Annotated in this window: 21 protein-coding genes; 14 read left to right on the top strand and 7 right to left on the bottom strand. The window is 64.7% G+C overall.

Going from position 1 to position 23,476, the window contains the following annotated elements; translation table 11 throughout:
• The first annotated feature begins 21 nt into the window (after nt 1-21).
• Genes XH92_RS31075 through XH92_RS31065 form a run of 3 tightly spaced genes read left to right on the top strand, consistent with a single transcriptional unit; the run spans nt 22 to nt 2,181 of the window.
• On the top strand, nt 22-816 hold the full coding sequence (locus XH92_RS31075) for an enoyl-CoA hydratase/isomerase (protein WP_194455527.1): 795 nt from the start codon (nt 22-24) through the stop codon (nt 814-816).
• Complete coding sequence (locus tag XH92_RS31070) at nt 813-1,799, top strand: phosphotransferase family protein (RefSeq protein ID WP_194455526.1); 987 nt, start codon at nt 813-815, stop codon at nt 1,797-1,799. The genes XH92_RS31075 and XH92_RS31070 overlap by 4 nt, the downstream gene beginning before the upstream one ends.
• A gap of 1 nt (nt 1,800) precedes the next feature.
• Nucleotides 1,801-2,181 (top strand): DUF6285 domain-containing protein, encoded by a 381-nt coding sequence (locus XH92_RS31065; RefSeq protein ID WP_194455525.1) that lies wholly within the window; start codon nt 1,801-1,803, stop codon nt 2,179-2,181.
• Nucleotides 2,182-2,256: 75 nt separating this feature from the next.
• Here XH92_RS31065 and XH92_RS31060 read toward each other — a convergent pair whose 3' ends face one another.
• Complete coding sequence (locus XH92_RS31060; RefSeq protein WP_173641679.1) at nt 2,257-3,036, bottom strand: enoyl-CoA hydratase-related protein; 780 nt, start codon at nt 3,034-3,036, stop codon at nt 2,257-2,259.
• A 220-nt stretch (nt 3,037-3,256) separates the two neighbouring features.
• On the opposite strand from XH92_RS31060, the gene XH92_RS31055 reads away from it, so the two are divergent.
• The 3 genes from XH92_RS31055 (at nt 3,257) to XH92_RS31045 (ending at nt 6,252) form a co-directional block, all read left to right on the top strand.
• Entirely contained in the window at nt 3,257-4,531 is a 1,275-nt protein-coding gene (locus XH92_RS31055; RefSeq protein WP_194455524.1) for an acyl-CoA dehydrogenase family protein, read from the top strand.
• Between the two features lie 21 nt (nt 4,532-4,552).
• The gene (locus XH92_RS31050; RefSeq protein ID WP_194455523.1) at nt 4,553-5,026 is read left to right on the top strand and encodes a GFA family protein; all 474 of its coding nucleotides are present in this window, start codon (nt 4,553-4,555) and stop codon (nt 5,024-5,026) included.
• 284 nt (nt 5,027-5,310) lie between these two features.
• A complete protein-coding gene (locus XH92_RS31045) occupies nt 5,311-6,252 on the top strand; it encodes an IS110 family transposase (RefSeq protein ID WP_194455522.1) in 942 nt (313 codons plus the stop codon).
• 32 nt (nt 6,253-6,284) lie between these two features.
• On the opposite strand, the gene XH92_RS31040 is transcribed toward XH92_RS31045, so the two are convergent.
• Together XH92_RS31040 and XH92_RS31035 are read right to left on the bottom strand one after the other, a co-directional pair.
• Entirely contained in the window at nt 6,285-7,865 is a 1,581-nt protein-coding gene (locus XH92_RS31040; RefSeq protein WP_194455521.1) for a fatty acid--CoA ligase, read from the bottom strand.
• Between the two features lie 240 nt (nt 7,866-8,105).
• Nucleotides 8,106-8,981: an SDR family oxidoreductase gene (locus tag XH92_RS31035; protein ID WP_194455520.1), complete on the bottom strand. Its 876-nt coding sequence runs from the start codon at nt 8,979-8,981 to the stop codon at nt 8,106-8,108.
• 100 nt (nt 8,982-9,081) lie between these two features.
• On the opposite strand from XH92_RS31035, the gene XH92_RS31030 reads away from it, so the two are divergent.
• The 3 genes from XH92_RS31030 to ppc all read left to right on the top strand — a co-directional run bounded on the left by XH92_RS31030 (nt 9,082) and on the right by ppc (nt 14,504).
• Nucleotides 9,082-9,891: a crotonase/enoyl-CoA hydratase family protein gene (locus XH92_RS31030; protein WP_194455519.1), complete on the top strand. Its 810-nt coding sequence runs from the start codon at nt 9,082-9,084 to the stop codon at nt 9,889-9,891.
• A gap of 126 nt (nt 9,892-10,017) precedes the next feature.
• On the top strand, nt 10,018-11,562 hold the full coding sequence (locus tag XH92_RS31025; protein WP_194455518.1) for an acyl-CoA synthetase: 1,545 nt from the start codon (nt 10,018-10,020) through the stop codon (nt 11,560-11,562).
• A 134-nt stretch (nt 11,563-11,696) separates the two neighbouring features.
• A complete protein-coding gene (gene ppc, locus XH92_RS31020) occupies nt 11,697-14,504 on the top strand; it encodes a phosphoenolpyruvate carboxylase (protein ID WP_371817840.1) in 2,808 nt (935 codons plus the stop codon).
• Between the two features lie 128 nt (nt 14,505-14,632).
• Here ppc and XH92_RS31015 read toward each other — a convergent pair whose 3' ends face one another.
• The 4 genes from XH92_RS31015 to XH92_RS31000 all read right to left on the bottom strand — a co-directional run bounded on the left by XH92_RS31015 (nt 14,633) and on the right by XH92_RS31000 (nt 18,543).
• Nucleotides 14,633-15,745 carry an SMP-30/gluconolactonase/LRE family protein gene (locus XH92_RS31015; protein ID WP_194455517.1) on the bottom strand — a complete coding sequence of 371 codons (1,113 nt, stop codon included), beginning with the start codon at nt 15,743-15,745 and terminating at the stop codon, nt 14,633-14,635.
• Nucleotides 15,746-15,902: 157 nt separating this feature from the next.
• Nucleotides 15,903-16,817: an SDR family oxidoreductase gene (locus XH92_RS31010; RefSeq protein WP_028338734.1), complete on the bottom strand. Its 915-nt coding sequence runs from the start codon at nt 16,815-16,817 to the stop codon at nt 15,903-15,905.
• A gap of 168 nt (nt 16,818-16,985) precedes the next feature.
• Entirely contained in the window at nt 16,986-18,125 is a 1,140-nt protein-coding gene (locus tag XH92_RS31005; protein ID WP_194455516.1) for a thiolase, read from the bottom strand.
• 4 nt (nt 18,126-18,129) lie between these two features.
• The gene (locus XH92_RS31000) at nt 18,130-18,543 is read right to left on the bottom strand and encodes a Zn-ribbon domain-containing OB-fold protein (protein WP_021079894.1); all 414 of its coding nucleotides are present in this window, start codon (nt 18,541-18,543) and stop codon (nt 18,130-18,132) included.
• Between the two features lie 266 nt (nt 18,544-18,809).
• On the opposite strand from XH92_RS31000, the gene XH92_RS30995 reads away from it, so the two are divergent.
• From XH92_RS30995 to XH92_RS30975, 5 genes are all read left to right on the top strand, one after another.
• On the top strand, nt 18,810-20,057 hold the full coding sequence (locus XH92_RS30995; RefSeq protein ID WP_194455515.1) for an amino acid ABC transporter substrate-binding protein: 1,248 nt from the start codon (nt 18,810-18,812) through the stop codon (nt 20,055-20,057).
• Nucleotides 20,058-20,205: 148 nt separating this feature from the next.
• Nucleotides 20,206-21,129: a branched-chain amino acid ABC transporter permease gene (locus tag XH92_RS30990; RefSeq protein WP_194455514.1), complete on the top strand. Its 924-nt coding sequence runs from the start codon at nt 20,206-20,208 to the stop codon at nt 21,127-21,129.
• Nucleotides 21,122-22,042, top strand: a complete 921-nt coding sequence (locus XH92_RS30985) for a branched-chain amino acid ABC transporter permease (RefSeq protein ID WP_194455513.1) — start codon at nt 21,122-21,124, stop codon at nt 22,040-22,042. Before XH92_RS30990 ends, XH92_RS30985 begins: the two co-directional genes overlap by 8 nt.
• Entirely contained in the window at nt 22,032-22,763 is a 732-nt protein-coding gene (locus tag XH92_RS30980; protein ID WP_050406749.1) for an ABC transporter ATP-binding protein, read from the top strand. Before XH92_RS30985 ends, XH92_RS30980 begins: the two co-directional genes overlap by 11 nt.
• Nucleotides 22,753-23,472: an ABC transporter ATP-binding protein gene (locus XH92_RS30975; protein WP_173641695.1), complete on the top strand. Its 720-nt coding sequence runs from the start codon at nt 22,753-22,755 to the stop codon at nt 23,470-23,472. Before XH92_RS30980 ends, XH92_RS30975 begins: the two co-directional genes overlap by 11 nt.
• The last annotated feature ends 4 nt before the right edge of the window (nt 23,473-23,476 follow it).

The raw sequence follows: 23,476 nt of genomic DNA, 5'->3' as shown, positions 1-23,476 counted from the left end.
AAGCAACGTAAAGAGGAAACCATGCAGTTCAAGCACGTCACGCTCGACTTCGACGGATCGGTCGCGATTCTCAAACTCGACCATCAGGAAGTCATGAACGCGGTCTCGATCGACATGCTGGGCGGCCTTGCAGAGGCGCTCGATGCGATCGACGACAAGCGCGACGAGGTGCGCTGCCTGGTGATCACGGGCGCGGGCCGCGCCTTCTGCACCGGCGCCAACCTGCAGGGCCGTAACCAGCAGCAGAAGCCCGGCAAGAGCAATGCCGGCGCGGCGCTGGAGACCGCGTTCCACCCGTTCCTGCGCCGATTGCGTAAGCTGCACTGTCCGATCGTGACCGCGGTGAACGGTCCGGCCGCCGGCGCCGGCATGAGCTTCGCACTGATGGGTGACCTCATCCTGTGCGCGCGCTCGTCCTATTTCCTGCAGGCGTTCCGCCGCATCGGCCTGGTGCCGGATTGCGGCTCGACCTGGCTGCTGCCACGGCTGATCGGCAAGGCGCGCTCGGTCGAGCTGTCGCTGCTGGGCGAGCGGTTGCCGGCCGAGAAGGCGCTGGAATGGGGCCTCGTCAACCGCGTCTATGACGATGCCGCACTGATGGAAGAAACCATGAAGCTCGCGCACGATCTGGCCAACGGCCCGACGGTGGCACTGTCGCTGATCCGCAAGCTTTATTGGGACAGCCCGGAAAACACCCTGGAGGATCAGCTCAATCTGGAATTCGAGTCGCAGCGGATCGCGGGCCGTGCCGAGGATTTCAAGGAAGGTGTCACCGCATTCCTCGAGAAGCGGCCGGCGAAGTTCAAGGGCAAATGATCGAGACCGAACTCACCCGCTGCGTCGCCGCGTTTCATCCAGGTGCGACCGGCGTCACCGGCGCGGCAAAGCTCTCCGGCGGCGCCAGCCAGGAGACCTGGACGTTCGACATCGTGCACCCGAACGGCAATGTCGGTGCGATCCTGCGCCGCGCGCCGCCGGGCTACGGTGCCGCGCCTGGCCGCGCCGCCGGCCTCGATGCGGAAGCTGTGCTGATGCAGCTCGCGCATGACGCGGGCCTGCCGTCGCCGAAGGTGATGCACGTCTTGAGGCCGGAAGACGGCCTTGGCCGCGGCTTCATCATGGCGCGGGTCGAGGGCGAGACCATCGCGCGGAAAATTTTGCGCGACGAGGAATATGCCAAGGCGCGGCCGATCCTGGCCCGCCAGCTCGGCCACGTCATCGCCGGCATTCACGGCCTGCCGCAGGCGAAATTACCCAAGCTGCGCAGCCTGACGGCGACCAAGGAGATCGAGGATCTCGCCCGCGAATATCACAGCTTCAACTGGCCGCGGCCGGTGTTCGAGCTGGCGCTGCGCTGGCTTCGCGATCACGATCCCGGTCCGTCATCGGAGGTGACGCTGGTGCATGGCGATTTCCGCCATGGCAATCTGATCATCGGCCCTGACGGGGTGCGCGCGGTGCTCGACTGGGAGCTCGCGCATTTCGGCGATCCCATGGAGGATCTCGGCTGGATCTGTGTCAACTCCTGGCGCTTCGGCGAGATCGACAAGCCGGTCGGCGGCTTTGGCACACGCGAGGATCTGTTCGCGGGCTATGCGGAAGCCGGTCGCAAGGCCGACCCCGACCGCGTGATGTTTTGGGAAGTGATGGGCACGCTGCGTTGGGGCGTGATGTGCTGCGGCATGATGCAGCGCTTCCGCTCCGGCCCCGATCACTCGATGGAGCGCGCGATGATCGGGCGGCGCGCGTCGGAGACCGAGATCGATCTGCTCAGATTGTTAGCGCCGCGAGGCAAGTAAGATGCAGGACGAACCAACACCTACCGAGCTGATCAAGGCCGTCGCCGATTTCCTCCGCAACGAGGTCGCGCCAGCCATCAAGGGGCACAACGGCTTCAAGCTGCGCGTAGGCATCAACGCGCTCGATCTGGTGACGCGGCAGCTCGCGCTCGCCGAGGCCGGCGATGCGACCGAGGCGGCGCGGCTGAAGGCGCTGCTCGGCGCCGATGGGTCACTGATGGAGCTCAACCGCGCGCTATCGGAGAAGATCGCAGGCGGCGAGGTCGATCTGAAAACGCCGGGCCTATCGGAGCATCTCTGGCAGACCACGATGGACAAGCTCGCCGTCGATCAGCCGAACTACGCGTCGTACAAGAGGGAGTTGGGAAATAAGCAAGGGTAGCGCACGGCAGGACAACCTGCGTCATTCCGGGCCTGCGCCTTCGGCGCATCCCGGAATGACGAGTGGATGGAGCGGTTACCGCCCCAGCCATTTCGGCGGGCGCTTCTCCGAAAACGCCTTCGGCCCCTCGATGTAATCCTGCGAGGCGGCCATCGCCTTCACCGCGGGATAATCGCGCTGCTCGGCCAGCGCCTGCTCGAGCGAGACCTCGAGGCCCTTCTGGATTGCCTGCTTCGAGGCGCGGATCGACATCGGCGAGTTCTTGGCGATGGTCTCGGCCCAGCGCTCGGCGGCCGCCAGCGCCTCGCCCTGCGGCACCACCTCGTTGACGAAGCCGAGCTCGAGGCCTTCCTTGGCGCTGACATGGCGCGCGGTCAGGATCATGCCCATGGCGCGCTTCAGCCCGATCTGGCGCGGCAGCCGTTGCAGGCCGCCGGCGAGCGCGGCGAGGCCGACGCGCGGCTCGGGTAGGGCGAAGGTCGCATTCTCCGACGCTATGATCAGGTCGCAGGCCAGCGCGACCTCGAAGCCGCCGCCCATCGCGACGCCGTTGACCGCGGCGATGATCGGCTTGTCGCAGTCGAAGCGGGTGGTCAGGCCGGCGAAGCCGCCCTTGTCCCAGCCGCGCTTGCCGCCCGCCGCCTGCCATTTCAGGTCGTTGCCGGCGCAGAACGCCTTGTCGCCGGCGCCGGTGACGATCGCGACCCACTGCTCGGGATCGGCGGAGAAGTCGTCGAACACCTTGTTGAGCTCGAAATGCGCGTCGATGTGCAGCGCGTTGTAAACCTCGGGGCGCGACAGCGTCACGATGGTGATGGGACCCTTGCGCGTCACCTTGGAGAATTTCAGATCCATGTTTGCTCCCGTGGATTTTCTGCGGCGAAGAATATGGTTGATATCCTAGCGCCTGCACCTCGTTCCGTGCCATCCAATTACGCAACGCGACCGCGCGCGCAAGCCTCACTGGCCTGCTTGACTTGGCCGCGCGCTTCTCACCTTAATCGGTTCGAATGCGCTTCTGCGATAGCGTCTAAACGCAAAACCAGAAACAACAATATCTTCGGGAGAGACCGCCTTGGATTTCAATCTGCCGGCTGACCTGACCGCCTATCTCGCCGAGCTTGACCGCTTCATCGAACGCGAGATCAAGCCGCTGGAAGAGGCTGACGACAACATCCGCTTCTTCGATCATCGCCGTGAATGGGCGCGCACCGATTTCGACAAAGGCGGCCTGCCGCGCCATGAATGGGAATTGCTGCTGCGCAAGGTCAAGAACCTGGCCGACGCCGCCGGCCATCTGCGCTTCGCGATCCCGAAGCGCTATGGCGGCAAGGACGGCTCCAATCTCTGGATGGCCGTCATCCGCGAGCACTTTGCCTCGAAGGGTCTCGGCCTGCACAATGATCTGCAGAACGAGCATTCGATCGTCGGCAATCTGCCCATCGTCACCATGCTCGACCGCTACGGCACCGACGAGCAGAGGGCGATGATCGACGGTTCGATCACCGGCAAGTACCGCATCACATTTGGCCTGACCGAACCCGAGCACGGCTCCGACGCTACGCATATGGAAACCAGGGCGGTGCAGGCCACGCGCGACAACGTCAAGGGCTGGATCATCAACGGCGAGAAGATGTGGACGACAGGCATGCATGTCGCCACGCACTGCGCGCTGTTTGCCCGCACCTCCGGCAATGACGGCGACGCCCGCGGCATCAGCTGCTTCCTGGTGCCTGCGAAATCGCCGGGCGTGAAGGTCGAGGAGTATATGTGGACCTTCAACATGCCTACCGATCATCCGCGCGTCAGCTTCACCGACGTGTTCGTGCCCGAGGATGCGCAGTTCGGCGAGGTCGGCCGCGGGCTATCGCTGGCGCAGTGCTTCGTCCACGAGAACCGCATCCGTCAGGCGGCAAGCTCGCTCGGCGCCGCGGTTTACTGCATCAATGAGAGCGTGAAGTATGCGCGCGAGCGCAAGCCGTTCGGCAAGGCGCTGGCCGAGAACCAGGCGATCCAGTGGCCGCTGGTCGAGCTTGCGACCCAGGCCGAGATGCTGCGGCTGTTGATCCGCAAGACCGCCTGGGAGATGGATCAGCTGACCCAGGCGCAGGTCGAGCACACGCTGTCGGACCGGGTCTCGATGTGCAACTTCTGGGCAAACCGGCTGTGCTGCGAGGCCGCCGACCGCGCCATGCAGGTGCATGGCGGCATGGGCTATTCGCGGCACAAGCCGTTCGAGCACATCTACCGCCATCACCGCCGCTATCGCATCACCGAGGGCAGCGAGGAAATCCAGAAGCGCAAGGTGGCAGGCTTCCTGTTCGGCTACATGGGGGCGGGTAAGCATTGAGGCGTCAGGAGGCGGTACGACATGGAAGGTGGATGCACCTGCAGAAACGTCCGCTACCGCCTCACCGGCAGGCCGTTGATCGTGCACGCCTGCCACTGCACCTGGTGCCAGCGCGAGACCGGCACCGTGCATGCGCTCAATGCGATGTACGAGGCCGAGCGGGTCGTGCACATCGCGGCCGAGCCGGAGATCGTCGACACGCCGTCGGCGAGCTGCAAGGGGCAGCAGATCGCGCGTTGCCCACGATGCAAGGTCGCTGTCTGGAGCAATTATCCAGGCGCGGGACCGGCGGTGCGCTTCGTCCGCGTCGGCACGTTGGACGATCCAGGCCAATGCCCGCCTGATGTCCACATCTTCACCTCCTCCAAGCAGCCCTGGGTGACGTTCCCGCCGGGCGCGAAGGTGTTCGCCGAGTATTACGATCGGAGACAAGTCTGGCCGCAAGAGGCGCAGGAGCGCTGGCGCGTCTTGCGGGAGAGGACGGGGAAGAAGTGAAGCGCGACACTCCCTCCACCGTCGTCCCTGCGAAAGCAGGGACCCATAACCACACTCGGCTATTGGTTGAACGAGATGTGGCCCCAGCGTCGCCAGACAATGAACAACGGTGGCTATGGGTCCCTGTGTCTTGGAAGTCTGTCATGATGAGGGTGGGCGGGAAGCCGTTGGGTCCTTGGCGCTTGACGCCGTGAGCCGGCTCGGTCTCCCGCCCGTTCCATCTACAAACCTGAACAGTTGCACGAGGCTGCGCCAACAGACCTCGCATCACAGGGACAGGCACCGTGATCATAGCTCTTCGTTACGTCGGAATCGACATCTCCAAGAAACACCTCGATATCTTTGATGAGGCTGACGGCGTGCCGAGGCGCATTGCCAACGCGCCACAGGCCATCACACAGCAGGTGGCGCGTTGGCAATGCGCTGCGCTGGTCGTCTTCGAGGCGACGGGTATCTATGACCTCGCGCTTCGCGAGGCGCTGCGTCAGGCCGGGATCCAGTTCGCACGGATCAACCCGGCTCGTGCCCGCGACTTTGCACGGGCTAGCGGCCTACTCGCCAAGACCGATCCGATCGATGCGCGGATGCTGGCGGCCTTTGCGCGGGCCATGCAGCCTGCCCCCGAGCAGGTCGCCGATCCTGCACGCAACACTTTGGCGAGGCTTGCAAAACGGCGGGATCAGCTGGTCCTCATGCGCGCCCAGGAGAAGAACCGGCGCAGCGAGGCCGACGATCGCGCCATGGCCGAACGCATTGGCCGCCTCATCGAGGTCCTCGACAGCGAGATCGCCGAGATCGAGGCGGACATCAGTGCATTGATTAAAGCCGAAGCGGAGATCGCGGACGATGCCAAGTTAATGCGTTCGCTGCCCGGCGTGGGTCCGGTAGCCTGCATGCAGCTGATCGCGCAGATGCCGGAACTCGGGCGGGTCGGGCCGAAACAACTCGCAGCGCTCGCTGGCCTGGCTCCCTTCAACGTCGACAGCGGCGCCTTCCGCGGCAAGCGCAAGATTGCGGGCGGCCGAAAGCGCGTTCGTGACGCCCTCTATATGGCGGCCCTCAACGCAGTTCGCAGAGCTGATCTGTTCAAGGCCTTCTATGCACGACTGCGACAGGCCGGAAAACCAGCCAAACTCGCCCTCATCGCCGTCGCCAGGAAGCTGCTAACGGTCCTCAATGCCATGATGCGAGACCGAAAGCCGTACCTGCAGACCAAACCAACATAACAGTTGCCGGCCTTAGCCGGGACGACGGAGGGCTAATTCACCTGCCGGTCCTTGCCCGCCCAATACGGCTCACGCAGACTGCGCCGCAGGATCTTGCCCGACGGGTTGCGCGGCAGCGCCGGGATGAAGTCGACCGATTTCGGCGTCTTGTAGCCGGCGATCCGCTCGCGGGTGAAGTTGATGATGTCGGTCGCGGTCGCGCTCTTGCCCGGCTTCATCACCACCACGGCCTTCACCGCCTCGCCCCATTTGTCGTCGGGGATGCCGATCACGGCGGCTTCCGCCACGTCCGGGTGGTCGCACAGCGCGCTCTCGACCTCGGCCGGATAGATGTTCTCGCCGCCAGAGATGATCATGTCCTTGATGCGGTCGTGGATGTATAGGTAGCCGTCACTGTCCATGTAGCCGGCATCGCCGGTGCGCAGCCAACCGTCGCTATTGATGGTGTGCGCGGTGGCTTCGGGCAGATTCCAGTAGCCGGCCATGTTGGAGCCGGAGCGGGTCGCGATCTCGCCGACTTCACCCGGCGGCAGCGGCTTGCCGTCGCCGTCGAGGATCGCAAGCTCGACGCCGGGCAGTGCCTTGCCGGCGGAGCGCATGCGGTCGAGCCCCTCGATGTGATCCTCCGGCGGCAGCGCGACGATGGTGCCGGTGGTCTCGGTCATGCCGTACATCTGCACGAAACCGCATTTGAAGACCTCGATGCACTCCTTCAGCAGCGCCGCCGGGATCGGGGAGGCGCCATACAGCATGTATTTCAGGCGCGAGAAGTCGACCTGCCGCGCGCGCGGCTGCCGCACCACGAACTGCATCGCCGCCGGCACCATGAACAGTTTTGTGATGCCGGACTGCTCGAAGAAATCGAGCACCTTGGTCGGATCGAACTCGCGCGCGATCACGCCGCGGGCGCCGTGATAGAGCCCCATCACGCCCCAACCGGAGCCGCCGATGTGGAAGATCGGCATCGCGACCAGCGAGACGTCGTCGGTGGTCCAGCGGTTCCATTCCGGCTTCTCGGCCTCGTTGCCGCTCTGCACCAGATTGAGGAAGTTGGCGTGCGACAGCATCGCGCCCTTCGGCTTGCCTGTTGTGCCCGAGGTATAGAGCTGGATCGCGATATCCTTCGGCTCGATCGGCACACGCGGATCATCGCCGCTCTGCGCGTCGCGCCAGGCGAGATAGTCGGGCCATTCCGGCGCGCCGCCCTCGGTCGTGATCACGGTGCGCACATTCGGCAGCTTGTCCCGGATGTTGCGCGCCTGCGTGATGAATTCGGGGCCGACGAACAGGACGGGCGCCTTGCAGTCGTCGACGATGAAGGCGACCTCGGGGCCTGCGAGGCGCCAGTTCACCGGCGCCATGACGACACCGGCCTTTATCGCGCCCATCAACAGCTCGAAATAGAAGTCGCTGTTCTTGCCGAGATAGGCGATGCGCTCGCCCTTCTTCACGCCCATCGCGAGCAGCGCGTTGGCGACGCGGTTGGTCTTGACGTCGAATTCGGCAAACGAGGTTTGCCGGCCCTCGAACTCATAGGCCAGCGCATCGCCGCGACTGTTGGCGCGGTCGCGCACCATGTCGGCAAGGTTGCTCAGTTTCGGCGCGTCGGACATGTTTCCCCCGTGATGGTTTTTGTTTGCGCGGAGTGTGGCGGCATCGCGCGGGAAAAACAATACGGAGGAAGTGGCCGCGACGTTTCAACATCGTCGTCCCGGCGAAGGCCGGGACCCATAGCCACGAATGTCAATGTGGCGCGACGCTGGGGCCGCAGCGAGCTCAACGATGCGCTGCGGTGGTTATGGGTCCCGGCCTTCGCCGGGACGACAGTGGTGGTTGAGGCGCAAGCGCGGGCTTCAGCCCCGCGCCGCGCGATCCTTCTCGTTCTGCGCCTTGATCGACTCGCGCGCCTTGGTCCAGTCGTCGTCGCTCCAGTCGCGGAGCTGGTAGAAATTGCCGCCCATCGCCAGCGCCTGCGCACCGTCCATGGCGATGGTCTCGCCGTTGATCCAGTCGCAGCCGCCGGAGATCAGGAACACCGCGAGGTTCTGCAGCTCCTCCATGGTGCCGACGCGGCCCATCGGGTTGACAGCCTTGGTGCGCGCGCCGGCCTCGTCGCCGGGCTTGATGCGCTTGCTCATGCCCTCGGTCGGGATCTCGCCGGGCGCGATGGTGTTGAGGCGGATGCCGTGGCGGCCCCATTCGATCGCGAGCGACATCGTCATGGCATGGATCGCCGATTTGCTCATCGCCGACGGCACCACATAGGGCGAGCCGTTGCGCACCCAGGTCACGGTGATCGACACCACGTTGCCGCGATGGCCGCCGGCGATCCAGCGCCGGCCCACCGCATGCGTCACATAGAAGGTGCCGTGCATCACGATGTTGGCGACCGCGTCGAAGCCGCGCGGCGACAGTTCTTCCGAGCGCGAGATGAAATTGCCGGCGGCGTTGTTGATGAGATCGGTGAGGGGACCGCTGGTGGTCCAGATCGCCTCGATCATCTCGTCGACCGCCATGGCGTTGCGGATGTCGACGCCGTGGCTGACCACGCGCCCGCCATGCTCGGCCATCAGCTCGGTGGCGGTTTCGTCGCAAACGCTCTTGCGGCGGCCGCAGATGTGCACTTCGGCCCCGAGCTGCAGGAACCGCGCGGCCATCGACTTGCCGAGGCCGGTACCGCCGCCCGTGACCAGGATGCGCCGCCCGGTGAGAAGCTGATTGCTGAACATCGTTTCCTCCACGGGGGTTGTCAGTTAATTGGTCGATTGACTAAAAGCGGACAACGGCCTTTGTGTAAAGCGCCAACGAGGAAAAGCGGAGGAGATTTCAATGGAAGATCGCGTTTCGATATCGATTTCGGACGGTATCGCCGATGTCCGCCTGGTGCGGGCGGACAAGATGAACGCGCTCGATGCCGCGATGTTCGAGGCATTGGTGGCCGCAACCGACCGGCTTTCCAAGGAAAAAGGCGTCCGGGTGGTGGTGCTGTCCGGCGAGGGCCGCGCCTTCTGCGCCGGCCTCGACATGGGGCGCTTCGCCGCCATGAAGGACGGCGGTAACGGAGTGCCGGGCGGCGCGAGCCGCGATCTCACGATCCGGACCCATGGCAAGGCCAATGCCCCGCAGCAGGCAGTCTGGGGCTGGCGCCAGCTTCCGGTGCCCGTGATCGCCGCGGTCCACGGCGTCGCGTTCGGCGGCGGCTTCCAGCTCGCGCTCGGTGCAGACATGCGCTTCCTCTCGCCGGACGCGCGGATGTCGATCATGGAGATCAAGTGGGGCCTCGTCCCCGACATGGCGGGCACGCCGATCCTCGCAAGCCTGGTGCGCGACGATATCCTGCGCGAGCTCACCTATACCGGCCGGATCTTCTCGGCGCAGGAGGCCCAGGCTTACGGCCTTGCCACCCGCGTCTGTGACGACCCGCGCGCCGCGGCGCTCGAAGTTGCCCGCGAGATCGCCGGCAAGAGCCCGGATGCGATCCGTGCCGCCAAGCGGATGCTGAACAATCTGTCCGTCGATCCGGCCGCTGCGCTGCTCGCGGAATCCGTCGAGCAGCAGAAGCTGCTCGGCAGTCCGAACCAGACCGAATCCGTGCGCGCCAATCTGGAGAAGCGGGCACCGAAGTTTGCGGATGTGTGAGCTCGCTGTCATTCCGGGATGGTCCGAAGGACCAGACCCGGAATCTCGAGGTTCCGGGTTCGATGCTACGCGTCGCCCCGGAACGACGACCTAACTTCCAACCCGACGAAAGATCGGACAACGACAATGGAAACGTCCCAACCCTTCCTCGGCATCGTCAGCGGCGGCCGCCGGCGCGATCATGCAGCGGTCGCCGAGCGTGCCGACCGCATCGCCAGCGGCCTGAACAAGCTCGGCGTCAAGCCGGGCGACAGCGTCTGCATGCTGATGCGCAACGACATCGCCTTCATCGAGGCGGCCTATGCCGCGATGCGGCTCGGCGCCTATGGCGTGCCGATCAACTGGCATTTCAAGCCGGAGGAGATCAATTACGTGCTGACGGATTCCGCCACGCGCGTCCTGATCGGCCATGCCGATATGCTGCATCCGCTGCGCGGCGCGATTCCGCCCGATGTCACCGTGCTCAGTGTCCCAACGCCGCCGGAAATCCTCGCCAATTACAAGATCAATCCCGATTATATCGCGACACCCGACTTCGCGATCGATTTCGAATCCTGGCTGGCGCAGTTTCCGCGCTATGACGGCCCGGTGGTGCCGCAGCCGCAGAACATGATCTACACCTCGGGCACCACAGGCCATCCCAAGGGCGTGCGCCGTTTCGCGCCGACGCCCGAACAGACCGCCAATGCGGAAGCGATGCGCCAGATGATCTATGGCCTCCGGCCCGGAGCACGCGCGATCTTGCCGGGGCCGCTGTATCATTCGGCACCGAATTCCTTCGGGCTGCGCTCGGGCAAGCTCGGCGGCGTGCTGGTGCTGATGCCGCGCTTCGACGCCGAGGAGTTTCTGCAGCTGATCGAGCGCGAGAAGATCGACATCATCTTCATGGTGCCGACGATGTTCATCCGCCTGATGAAGCTGCCTGAGGAGGTGCGCCGGAAGTACGACATGTCGTCGCTGCGCCACGTCATCCATGCCGCGGCGCCCTGTCCGCCCGACGTCAAGCGCGCCATGATCGAATGGTGGGGGCCGGTGATCTATGAGTTCTACGGCTCGACCGAGTCGGGCGCGGTGACGTTCGCAAATTCCGAGGACGCGCTGAAGAAGCCCGGCACGGTCGGCAAGATCTCGCCCGGCGCCGAGCTTCGCTTCATCGGCGACGACGGCAAGGAGGTGGCGCAGGGCCAGATCGGCGAGATCTATTCGCGGATCGCGGGCAATCCCGATTTCACCTATCACAACAAGTCGGAGAAGCGTGCCGAGATCGACCGCCAGGGATTCATCACCTCGGGCGACGTCGGCTATATCGACGCGGACGGCTACGTCTTCATCTGCGACCGCAAGCGTGACATGGTGATCTCGGGCGGCGTCAACATCTATCCGGCCGAGATCGAGGCGGTGCTGCACGCGGTGCCCGGCGTGCATGATTGCGCGGTGTTCGGCATTCCCGACGCCGAGTTCGGCGAGGCGCTGATGGCGGTGGTCGAGCCGCAGCCCGGCATCACGCTCGACATCGCCTCCGTCCGCGCCCAGCTGAAGACGGCGCTGGCCGACTACAAGGTGCCCAAGCACATCGAGATCCAGACCAACCTGCCGCGCGAGGATTCCGGGAAGATCTTCAAGCGCCGGCTGCGTGATCCGTATTGGGAGCGGGCGGGGCGGAGGATTTAGCGGGCCCCAAGGTCGTCCCGGCCTTCGCCGGGACGACCTTGGGGTGTGGTGCACCGCTTCCAAGTTCATCTTGCGCTGCGGCAAAAAAAGCGCACACTCCGGAGGAACCAGGCAGCCTCTGGAGTAGCCCCGCCATGTCACCCCAGATCGTGCCTCCCCAGACCATGCCTTCCGAGGCCGACGTCCAAGCCAGGCGCGCCGCGGAGGTCCAGGCGCAGGAGGAGGATGCACGGCTCCGGAACGACATCCGGCTCCTCGGGCGCGTGCTGGGCGATACGGTGCGCGACCAGGAGGGGGCCGACGCGTTCGATCTGGTCGAGCGCATCCGCCAGACCTCGGTCCGGTTCCACCGCGACGAGGACAAGCTGGCGCGGCGGGAGCTGGAAGGCATCCTCGACGGCATGTCGATCGCCGAGACGCTGCGGATCGTCCGCGCCTTCAGCTATTTCTCTCACCTCGCCAACATTGCCGAGGACCAGAACAACATCCGCCAGATGCGCAGCCGCGGCCCGAGCGGGGCGCCGCGGCCGAGCACGCTGGAGCAGACGCTGGTGCACGCCCGGCAGGCCGGCATCAGTCCGGCCGATTTGCGCAGCTTCTTCAAGAGTGCGCTGGTCAGCCCGGTACTGACTGCGCATCCGACCGAGGTCCGCCGCAAGAGCACGATGGACCGCGAGATGGAAATCGCGGAGCTGCTCGACCGCCGCGAGCGGCTGCAGATGACGCCGGAGGAGAACGAGGCCAGCGACGAGCAGCTGCGCCGCGCGGTCGTGACGCTGTGGCAGACCAATTTGCTGCGCCGGACCAAGCTCACCGTGCTCGACGAGGTCGCCAACGGCCTGTCGTTCTACGATTACACCTTCCTGCGGGAGGTGCCGCGGCTGCATTGCGCGCTGGAGGACCGCCTGAACAAGGAGGGCGGCGAGGCGGGCGAACTCGCCTCGTTCCTGCGGATGGGAAGCTGGATCGGCGGCGACCGCGACGGCAATCCGTTCGTCACGGCCGAGGTGATGCGCGGCACGCTGCGGCTGCAATCGAGCCGGGTGCTCAGCTTCTATCTCGAGGAGCTGCACGCGCTCGGCGCCGAGCTGTCGCTTGCGGCACATCTCGCCGATGTCTCGGACGAATTGCGCATCCTTGCCGAGCGTTCGCCGGACACCTCGCCGCATCGGAGCGGCGAGCCGTATCGTCTGGCGGTGTCGGGCATCTATGCACGGCTCGCGGCCACCGCGATGCGGCTCGAGGTCGAGACCACGCGGCCGCCGGTCGGCAAGGCGGAGCCCTATGCGAGCGTTGTGGAATTCCAGGCCGATCTCGACGTGCTCAATCGCTCGCTGATCGCGAACAATTCCGGTGTGATCGGGCGCGGCCGGCTGCGGCAGTTGCGCCGGGCGGTCGATTGCTTCGGCTTCCATCTAGCGCGGCTCGACATCCGCCAGAACTCGGCGGTGCATGAGCGCACCATCGCCGAGCTGCTCGACACCGCCAATCCCGGCATGTCCTATCTCGCACTCGGCGAGGATGCGCGCGTCAGCCTGCTGCTCGGTGAATTGCGCAGCGCCCGGCCGCTGGCCTCGCCGTTCGTAAAATATTCCGAGGAGACCCAGAGCGAGCTCGCCGTGTTCCGCGCCGCGGCCGAGGCGCACGCCAGGTTCGGCCACGAGGTGATCCCTCAATGCATCATCTCGATGTGCAAGGGCATGTCGGACATGCTCGAGGTCGCGGTGCTGCTGAAGGAGGTCGGGTTGATCAATCCGTCCGGCCGCAGCGCCATCAACATCGTGCCGCTGTTCGAGACCATCGAGGACCTGCAGGCCTCGAGCGGCATCATGGATCGCATGCTGGTGCTGCACGACTATCGCAAGCTGGTCGACAGCCTCGGCAGCGTGCAGGAGGTGATGCTCGGCTATTCCGACAGCAACAAGGATGGCGGCTTCGTCACCTCGGGCTGGGAGCTCTACAAGGCCGAGATCGGTCTCGTCGAGGTGTTCGAGCGCCACGGCGTGCGGCTGCGCCTGTTCCACGGCCGCGGCGGCTCGGTCGGCCGCGGCGGCGGCCCGAGCTATGACGCGATCATCGCGCAGCCCGGCGGCGCGGTGAACGGCCAGATCCGCATCACCGAGCAGGGCGAGATCATCTCCTCGAAATATTCCAATGCCGAGGTCGGCCGCAGCAACCTCGAAATCCTTGCCGCCGCGACCTTGGAAACCAGCCTGTTGCAGCCGCGGCAGAGCGCGCCACGCCCCGAATATCTGAAGGCGATGGAGGAGATTTCCGCGCTCGCGTTCAAGGCCTATCGCGGTCTCGTCTATGAGACCGAAGGCTTCGCCGACTATTTCTGGGGCTCGACCGTGATCAACGAGATCGCGACGTTGAACATCGGCAGCCGTCCGGCCTCACGCAAGAAGACCCGTGAGATCGAGGACCTGCGCGCGATTCCATGGGTGTTTTCCTGGGCGCAATGCCGGCTGATGCTGCCGGGCTGGTATGGTTTTGGCGCTGCGGTCGAGACCTGGATCGCGGAGCACCCGGAGCAGGGTATGCCGTTCCTGCAGGAGCTCTACAGGGAATGGCCGTTCTTCCGCACGCTGCTCTCCAACATGGACATGGTGCTGGCGAAGAGCTCGATCGCGATCGCCTCGCGCTATGCGGAGCTCGTGCCCGATGTCGCGCTGCGCGAGAAGATCTTTGGCCAGATCCGCCGCGAGTGGCATCTTTCGATCGAGACGCTGCTCGATATCATGGGCCACGACCGGCTGCTGCAAGGCAACCCGCTGCTGGAGCGCGGCATCCGCAACCGCTTCCCTTATATGGATCCGCTCAACCACGTGCAGGTCGAACTGCTCAAGGAGCATCGCGCACAGAACCCGGACGAGCAGGTGCTGCGCGGGATTCAGATCACGATCAACGGGATCTCGGCGGGCTTGCGGAATAGCGGCTGATTGTCGTCCCGGCGAAAGCCGGGACCCATAACCACGACCAGTTGTTTTTTGGTATGCTGGAGCTCCAGCTTCTTTCAACAATTGCCGGCGGTGGTTATGGGTCCCGGCCTACGCCGGGACGACGAGTACTAGCAGTTATGCGCGCCCTTGGTCTCGACATAGACCGCATACAACGATTGGCTCGCGGTCATGAACAGGCGGTTGCGCTTCTTGCCGCCGAAGGTGAGGTTGGCGCAGGTCTCCGGCAGCAGGATCTGGCCGATGCGCGCGCCGTCCGGCGCGAACACCTGCACGCCGTCATAACCCGGTCCGACCCAGCCGGCGCCGACCCAGATGTTGCCGTCGATGTCGACGCGCATGCCGTCCGGAAAGCCCGACTTGCCGTCCAGCGTCATGTCGATCAGCGTGCGCGGGTTGGAGAGCTTGTCGCCGTTGAGGTCGTACTGCCAGACGATGTTCTTCGCGTTCGGATAGTGCGTGATGCCGGTGTCGCAGACATAGACCTTCTTGTAGTCGTGGCTGAAGGCGATGCCGTTCGGCTTGAACGGCTCGTCGGCAACCTTGGTGATCTGACCGGTCGCAGCATCGATGCGATAGACGGCCTCCTTCTGGTAGGGCTGCTTCGATCCCGTGTTGGCCAGTTGGCCCTCATAGATCGAGATCGCGCCATAGCCGGGATCGGTGAACCAGATCGACTTGTCGTTGGGATGCACGACCATGTCGTTAGGCCCGTTGAGCTGCTTGCCATTGGCCTGCTCCGCCAATGACGTGACGGTTCCGTCGTGCTCATAGCGCACCAGCCGCGTCCGCTCGGCGGTGATCTGGCGGCCCTCGAAATCGAAGGTCGAGCCGTTGGCCTCGTTCGACGGCTTGTGGAACTGCTCGGAGATGTGGCCGTCATCGTCGAGGTAGCGCAGCTGCCGGTTGGCCGGGATATCGCTCCACACCAGATACTGGCCCTGCGCGTTCCAGGCCGGGCCTTCAGCCCACAGACAGCCGGTGTACAGCCGCTTGATCGCGGTGTTGCCGACCTTGGCCTTGAAGCGCTTGTCGTCGATCACGACGATGTCAGGATCGGGATAACGCTGCGGCTCCGCGTTGCGGCCGAAGTCGCGCGCTGCCGCATCGGATGCAGCCATCGCAGTTGCAGCAAGCGCGGTTGCGCCGCGCAAGATGGTTCGACGGTCGAACGCCTTCACGCCGTCGCTCTCGTGTTGTTCGGTTTTGTTTGGATTTGTCACGAAAGTCCTCCCAGGCTTTTTTGTTATGGGGAGGACGATCATGCACCCGCAATTCGGGCACAATGCGGGCGCGCTATGAAGAAACAACCAAAGAGTGTGCCGCCCCCGCCGGTGCGCGCGGGGGCGACTTTTCATAAAACTGTCAGATCGGATCGGCTCAGATCGGATCCCACGTGAAGACGTCGGCCGAGCGGTCGAGCTTGGCGAACGATCCCTTCAGCGCCGGCATGCCGTGTTCCGCAATGGTCTCGGGCGTCCAGCCTTCGCCGCGATGCACCGAGCGCACCGGGCGATGCTGGCCGAACAGGAAGATCTCGTTCATGCGCACGCCGAAGATCTGCCCGGTGACGTCCTTGGCGGCGTCGGAGAGCAGATAGGCGCAGACCGGCGCGATCTTCTCCGGGCCCATCTGCTTGATCTTCTCGACACGCGCCTTCTCGGCGTCGGTCTCGGTCGGGATGGTGCCGATCATGCGGGTCCAGGCGAACGGCGACACGCAGTTCGAGCGCACGTTGAAGCGGCCCATGTCGAGCGCGATCGACTTCGACAGGCCGACGATGCCGAGCTTGGCGGCGGCGTAGTTGGCCTGACCGTAATTGCCGATCAGGCCGGAGGTCGAGGTGAAGTGCACGAACGAGCCCGACTCCTGCTCGCGGTAGATGCGCGCCGCGGCGTGGCTGACATAGAACGAGCCCATCAGGTGCACCTTGATGACGGCCTCGAAGGCTTCCACGCTCATCTTGTGGAAGATCATGTCGCGCAGGATGCCAGCATTGTTGACGACGCCGTCGAGCCGGCCGAAGTGATCGGTCGCGGTCTTCACGATCTTGCTGGCCGGGATCGCTTCCGCTACCGACTCGAAATTGGCAACTGCCGTTCCGCCGCGCTTCTTGATCTCCTCGACCACTTCCTCGGCGGGCGCCGCGCTCGAGCCGCCACCGTCGGCCGCGCCGCCGGGATCGTTGACCACGACCTTGGCGCCTTCCGCCGCGCAGAGCAGCGCGATCTCGCGGCCGATGCCGCGGCCCGCGCCGGTGACGATAATGACTTTATCCTGCAGTGATTTTGCCATGTGGGTTCTCCTGGTGTCTTGCTTACCTCGCCCCCGCTTGCGAGGAGAGGTCGGATTGCAAAGCAATCCGGGTGAGGGGGACTCTCCGCGAGTCCGAGTGTGTGGAAGCAGCCCCTCACCCCAACCCTCTCCCCGTAAGAGCGGGGAGAGGGGAGGCGAGCAACTCGCTCATTTCTCGTTCGTAAAGATGATCGTGCCACTCGCGGCGAACATGCCGCCGACGCCGTGGCAGACCGATATCTTCGCGTTCGGCACCTGCGCCGGCGCGATGCCGCGCATCTGCCGCACGCTCTCCTGCAGCGCGTACATGCCGTACATGCCGGAGTGCATGTAGCTCAGCCCGCCGCCATTGGTGTTGAGCGGCAGCTTGCCGCCGGGACGGGTGTTGCCGTCGGCGATGAACTTGCCGGTTTCCTCATGGGGCATGAAGCCGAGGTCGCCGAGGCCGTACAGCGGCAGATGCGCGAAGGCATCGTAGATCATCAGATGATCGACATCCTTGTGGGTGATGCCGGCCTCCTTGAAGGCCAGCGGGCCCGCCACCTTGAAGGCGCGCGACGAGTCGAACGTCTTCATCTGGCTGATCATCGGTGTTTCGACGCTCTCGCCGGTGCCTAATATGTAGACCGGCTTTTGCGGGAAGTCCCTGGCGCGGTCGGCCGAGGTCAGGATCAGCGCCCCGCCGCCGTCGGTGACGAGGCAGCATTGCAGCAGGCGGAACGGATAGGCGATCATCCGCGAGTTCAGGACGTCGGCGACCGTGATCGGGTCCTTCATGGTGGCGCGCGGGTTCTTTGCCGCCCATTCGCGCTGCACCACCGCGACCATCGCCAGCTGCTCATGGGTGATGCCGTGCGTCTTCATGAAGCGCAGTACCGGAATCGGGAACATGCTCGGCGGCCCGTAGACGCCGAACGGCGATTCGAACTGGCCGTTCAGGCTGTCGGGTGCGGTGAAACGCGGCTGCTTGCCGATCATCGACTTGCCGCTCTCGGCATGAGTGATCAGCACGGTCTTGCACAGGCCAGCCTCGATCGCCGCCGCGGCGTGGCGGACATGCAGCATGAAGGAGCAGCCGCCGACCGAGGTGCCGTCGACCCAGGTTGGTGTGATGCCGAGATAGTGCGCCATCTGCTGCGGGGTCTCGACCGCGGTGGCGAAGCCGTCGATGTCGGACAGCTTCAGGCCGGCGTCCGCGATCGCGTTCAGCGCCGCGTCCGCGTGCAGCTGGATCTGCGACATGTTGGGGATGACCCCGAGTTCGGTGGTTTCGGCCGCACCGACGACGGCAACCTGATTCCTGCGCATCACATCACCCCTTTGCCGGGCGGAACAAAGGAAGGGTGATCTTGTCGTCGAGCGCCTCGAAGGCGACCTCGAGCGGCATGTCGAGCTCAAGCGCTTCCGGCGTCTGCGGACAATCGATGATGTTGCTCATCATGCGCGGACCTTCGTCGAGCTCCACGATGGCGATCGCATAAGGCGGCGTGAAGCCGGGCGCCGCGGGACGATGGTTGATGACGTAGCTGTAGAGCTTGCCCTTGCCGCTGGCCTTGAAGACGGAGACCTTGCGCGAAGCGCAGGAGGGGCAGAACGGCCGCGGCGGAAAGTAAACATTGGCGCAGGCGTCGCAGCGCTGCAGGCGCAGCTCGCCGGCCTTGGTGCCGTCCCAGAAATGCTGGGTCTCAGGTGTCGGCTTTGGTTTCGCGCGCGCGGGCTCGGCCATGTCTGATGTCTCCTCCCGAAATCGTTACGGTCTTGATGCGCCATTGGACCAACGGCCGTCAACGGTCCATCCGCGCCCTGCGCAGCGGCCTGTGTCCCGCGCATGCCGCATATTCCGCCCCTCGCACAATTGCTAAGGCCGCGATGCTTGTGTCGCTCCGGTCCGGCGCGTAGAAGGGCCGCGGTCCAAGCCACGACCAAGACACGTCCAAGATACGTCGAGGGCAGGTCCACGAGACGTCCAAGATACCCGGGAGGAATAATATCATGCTGAGGATCATCGGCGCGGCACTCGCTGCCAGCCTCGCATTTGCCACGCAGGCAATGGCCGCCGACGTACCGTCGGAGATCAAGATCGGTACGCTGTACGCGTCCTCGGGGCGCTATGCCTCGATCTCGATGCCGGTCTACAGCTCGCTCAAATTGTGGGTGGAGCAGAAGAACGCCGAGGGTGGCGTGTTCGTGAAGGCGTTCGACAAGAAGATCCCGATCAAGCTCGTGTCCTATGACGACCAGAGCAACACCGCGACCGCCTCGACTCTTTATAATCAGTTGGTCACCCAGGATAAGGTCGATCTCCTGGTCGCCGATTCCGGATCGGTGCTGACCGCGCCTGCGGTTGCGATCGCGCGCGACCACAAGATGTTCCTGTTCGACCAGACCGGTACCGGCGCGAGCTTCTTCTCCAAGGACAATCCCTACATCGCGCTGATGGCCGATCCGGTGTCGACGGTCTGGCCGAAGCCGGTGGCCGACTTCATCAGCCATGACGGCCCTGGCCTCGGTATCAAGAAGATTGCCATCCTCTACGCAACCAACGAGTTCACCGGTACCCAGGCCAACGCGTTCCGCAAGTTCGTCAAGGAGTCCGGCGCGCCGATCGAGATCGTCTACGACCAGGGCGTCCCGACCGAGACCACCAACTACAACGTCATCATCAACAACATCAGCAACGCCAATCCCGACGCGGTGATCCATTTCGGCTACGCGCCGAACGACATCGCCTTCCTGCGCAACGTCCAGGACGTCGGCACCAAGTTCAAGATGCTGTTCGCGATCTACGCCGGCCTCGAGACCGAGCTGCTGGAGAAGAACGTCGGCGCCAAGGGGCTGGAGCACATCTGGACCTACGTGCCGCCGTCCGAGCTGGATTATCCCGTCAATTTCGGGATGAACATGAAGGATTTCCGCGCCGCCTGGCTGAAGAAGTACAACGACGGCAAGATGGAGTTCGGCTTCAACGCGGTGGCCGGCTACACCACGGCGCTGGTGATCGAGAAGACGCTGTCGGTTGCGACCAGCCTCGACCAGATGGAGCTGCGCCGCGCGGTGTTCTCGCTCAGCGGCCAGCTCAAGACGCTGGACGGCACCTTCGCGCTGGATGAGACCGGCGGCCAGATCGGCGAATTGACACCGCTCGGCCAGCTCACGGTCGACGAGCACGATCACATCAAGTTCGTCTCGATCTATCCGCACGAGACCGCCACCGGCAAGCCGATCTATCCGGCGCCGTGATGCAGGTGAGTGCGGCAAGAGCGTTTTCGAGCGAAGTGGATACCGGTTCGCGTGAAGAAAACGCGTCAGAACAAAAGCCTAGAGCTCCGTTCCGATTCCATCGGAACGGAAATAGCTCTGGGCGTAACCATCGGCGGCGGGCGATAGCATGACCTATGCGCTCGTTGCCGGCGTGCTGTTCGGGCTGTATTTCAGCCTGGTCGGCATCGGTCTCAATCTCGTGTTCGGCGTCATGCGCATCGTCAACCTTGCGCATGGCGACATCCTGATGCTCGGCGCCTTCATCGCGCTCGGCGTGGTCGGTATCGCCGGCATCGACCCGCTGTTCGCGGTGCCGCTCGCCTTCGTGGTGTTCGTCCTCGCGGGCGCGCTGCTCTACTGGGTGCTGGTGCCGCGGCTGCAAGGCTCGGCCAACCCGGAAATGCTGTCGATCATCCTGTTCTTCGGCCTGTCGCAGGTGATCGAAGCCGTCACCACGATCTTCGCCGGCACCAGCGAGCGCTCGATCCAGAGCCGGCTGCTCGGCACCGTGTTCACGACCATCAAGGTCAAATGGTTCGGCGGCAAGGCCGGCGGGGCAGGGCCGATCCAGATCTTCGGCCAGGGCTTTCCCGCGCCTTGGGTGATCGCGGCGATCACCAGCCTGATCGCGATTGGGTTTGTCTATCTCTATCTCTACCACACAAGGCTCGGCACCTTAACCCGCGCGGTGATGTCGCGCCGCGACGAGGCCTTGGCGACCGGCATCGATGTCGATCGCGTCTCGGCGGCGGCGTTCGGCATCGGTCTCGGCATCGCGGCGGTCGCCGGCGTGTTCGCGCCGTTCATGTTCGGCTCAGTGACGCCGGCGTTCGGCGCCGATGCCACGGTGACGTCGTTTGCGATCGTGGTGCTCGGTTCGCTCGGCAATCCGCTCGGCACCGCGCTCGGCGGCGTCGTCTACGGTCTCTGCTATATGCTGGTGCAGACCTATCTCAGTTCCTGGGCCGATTTGCTGCCCTACGTGTTGTTGATCGTGATCCTGTTGTTGCGCCCGAGCGGTCTGCTCGGAAGGCGGGTGCGCGTTGCATAATGCCTCGAAGCACCTGCTGTTCATCCTGGCGCCGCTGGTGGTCGTGTTCGCACTGCTGCCCGGCGTCTATCAAAATCATCTGCTGCTGTTCAACTTCGTGATCTTCCTGATCCTCGCGCAGGGCGTGAACATCATCTATGGTTTCACCGGCTATCTGCCGTTCGGCTATGTCGGCTTCTTCGGGGCCGGAGCCTATGGCTTCGCCATCATGGTGATGCATCTGCAGACGCCGGCGCCGCTGGCGGTGCTGGTCGGCGGCGCCGTCGCGGTGGCGCTCGGCCTGTTGCTGACGCCGCTGCTGCGGCTGTCGGGCGCGTATTTCGCGATCGCCAATCTCGCGGCCTCGCTCGCGGTGCTGCACTTCGTCGCCAACCCGGCGCTGGAGGGCATCACCAAGGGGCCGTATGGCGTGTCGCTGACCGGCACGTTCAACCCGACCCACGCCTATTATGCCGCTGTGGTCGTGATGGCGCTGACGGTCGGTGCGGTGGTCTATCTCAAGAACTCGCCGTTCGGCCTTGCGCTGCAGGCCGTGCGCGAGGATGCGGTGTCGGCCTCGATGGCCGGCGTCAACATCATCAAGATGCGGGTGATCGCATGGCTCGCCTCGGCCCTGGTCGCCGGCCTCGCCGGCGGCATCTATGCCTGGTACGTCTCGGTGTTCTATCCCGACAACGTGTTCTCCGGCGAGTTCTCGATCTTCGCGATCGTGTTCGCCCTGTTCGGTGGCGTCGCCACCATCACCGGACCGATCGTCGGCGTGCTCATTCTCTACGGCATCTACAATCTGATCGGCTTCACCACGCCGCAATATTTCCAGCTGATCTATGGCCTGTTGATCATGGGTCTGGTGCTGTTCCTGCCCGCAGGGCTGGTATCGCTGGCAACGCGCAGGGGGTGGCATGTCCCCTGAGCAAAACTCCATCCTCAAGGTCTCGAAGCTGGTCAAGCGCTTCGGTGGCTTCCACGCGCTCGACGGCCTGAGCTTTCACGTCGTGCCGGGCGAGATCCTCGGCCTCGTCGGCCCCAACGGCTCCGGCAAGACCACGGCGATCAACGTGATCTCCGGGCTCTATGCGCCCGATGGCGGCGAGGTGGTGTTCGACGGCGCGTCCTCGGGCGGCGTCGCCTCGCACAAGCTCGTTCATCGCGGCATCAACCGCACCTTCCAGGTGCCGAAGCCGTTCCTGTCGCTCACGGTGCGCGAGAACATCCAGGTGGCGCTGGCCTATGGCGGCGCGACCGGCACGCCGCCGTCGATCGCCGAGCTGCTTGAGGAATACCGGCTGAAGGAGGTCGCCGACCGCCCCGCCGCCGATCTCAACAGCGCGCAGCAGAAGATGCTCGATCTGACCCGCGCGCTCGCGACGCGGCCGCGGCTGCTGCTACTCGACGAGCTCGCCGCCGGCCTCAACCCGGCCGAACTCGACTGGATCGCCGGCCGCATCAAGGCGCTGGCCGCGACCGGCATGGCGATCATCGTGGTCGAGCATCTGATGGGCTTCATCGAGCAGATCACCGACCGCGTCATCGTGCTCAATGCGGGCAAGGAGATCTTCGAGGGGACGCTCGCGACCGCGGTGCGCGAGCCGCAGGTGATCGAGGTGTTTTTGGGAGGCGAGCATGCCCACTGATGCAGCATCGCTTCTGGACGCCAAGGGCGTCGACGCCGGCTACGGCACCATGCAGGTATTGTGGGGCGTCGATCTCGACGTCCGCCCCGGCGAGACCGTGCTGTTGCTCGGCGCCAATGGCGCGGGCAAGACCACCTTCCTGAAATCGCTGGTCGGCCTGATCGAAGCACGCAGCGGCCACATCAAGCTCGGTGGCGAGGACATCACGAAAATGCGATCCTCGGATCGCATGAAGCGCGGCATGACCTACATGTCGGAGCTCGCGGTGTTTCCCGATCTGTCGATCGAGGAGAACATCCGCGTCGGCGCGCAGGCGCTGGGCCATGCCAATCCGGGCGCGCGGGTCGACGAGCTGTACGGCCTGTTCCCTGTGCTGCGCGACAAGCGCCGCGACCCGGCCTCCAGCCTGTCCGGCGGCCAGCGCAAGATGCTCGGCATCGCCAAGGCGCTGTCGGCCGAGCCGAAGCTGCTTGTGATGGACGAGCCCTCAGCCGGGCTGTCGCCGCTGTTCGTCAAGGAGGTGCTCCGCGCCCTGTCGAGCCTGCAGGGCCGCGGACTGGCGCTCCTGATCGCCGAGCAGAACATCGGTTTCCTCGAGATTGCCACCCGCGTGTTCGTGCTGGAAGGCGGGCGGATCCGCTTCTCCGGCACGGTTGCCGAGATGAGCGGCAATGAGGAGCTGCACCGGGCCTATTTCGGGCTGAAATGATGCC

The organism is Bradyrhizobium sp. CCBAU 53421, from assembly GCF_015291625.1.
Classification (GTDB): domain Bacteria; phylum Pseudomonadota; class Alphaproteobacteria; order Rhizobiales; family Xanthobacteraceae; genus Bradyrhizobium.
This window is presented reverse-complemented; position numbering and strand designations above follow the sequence as displayed.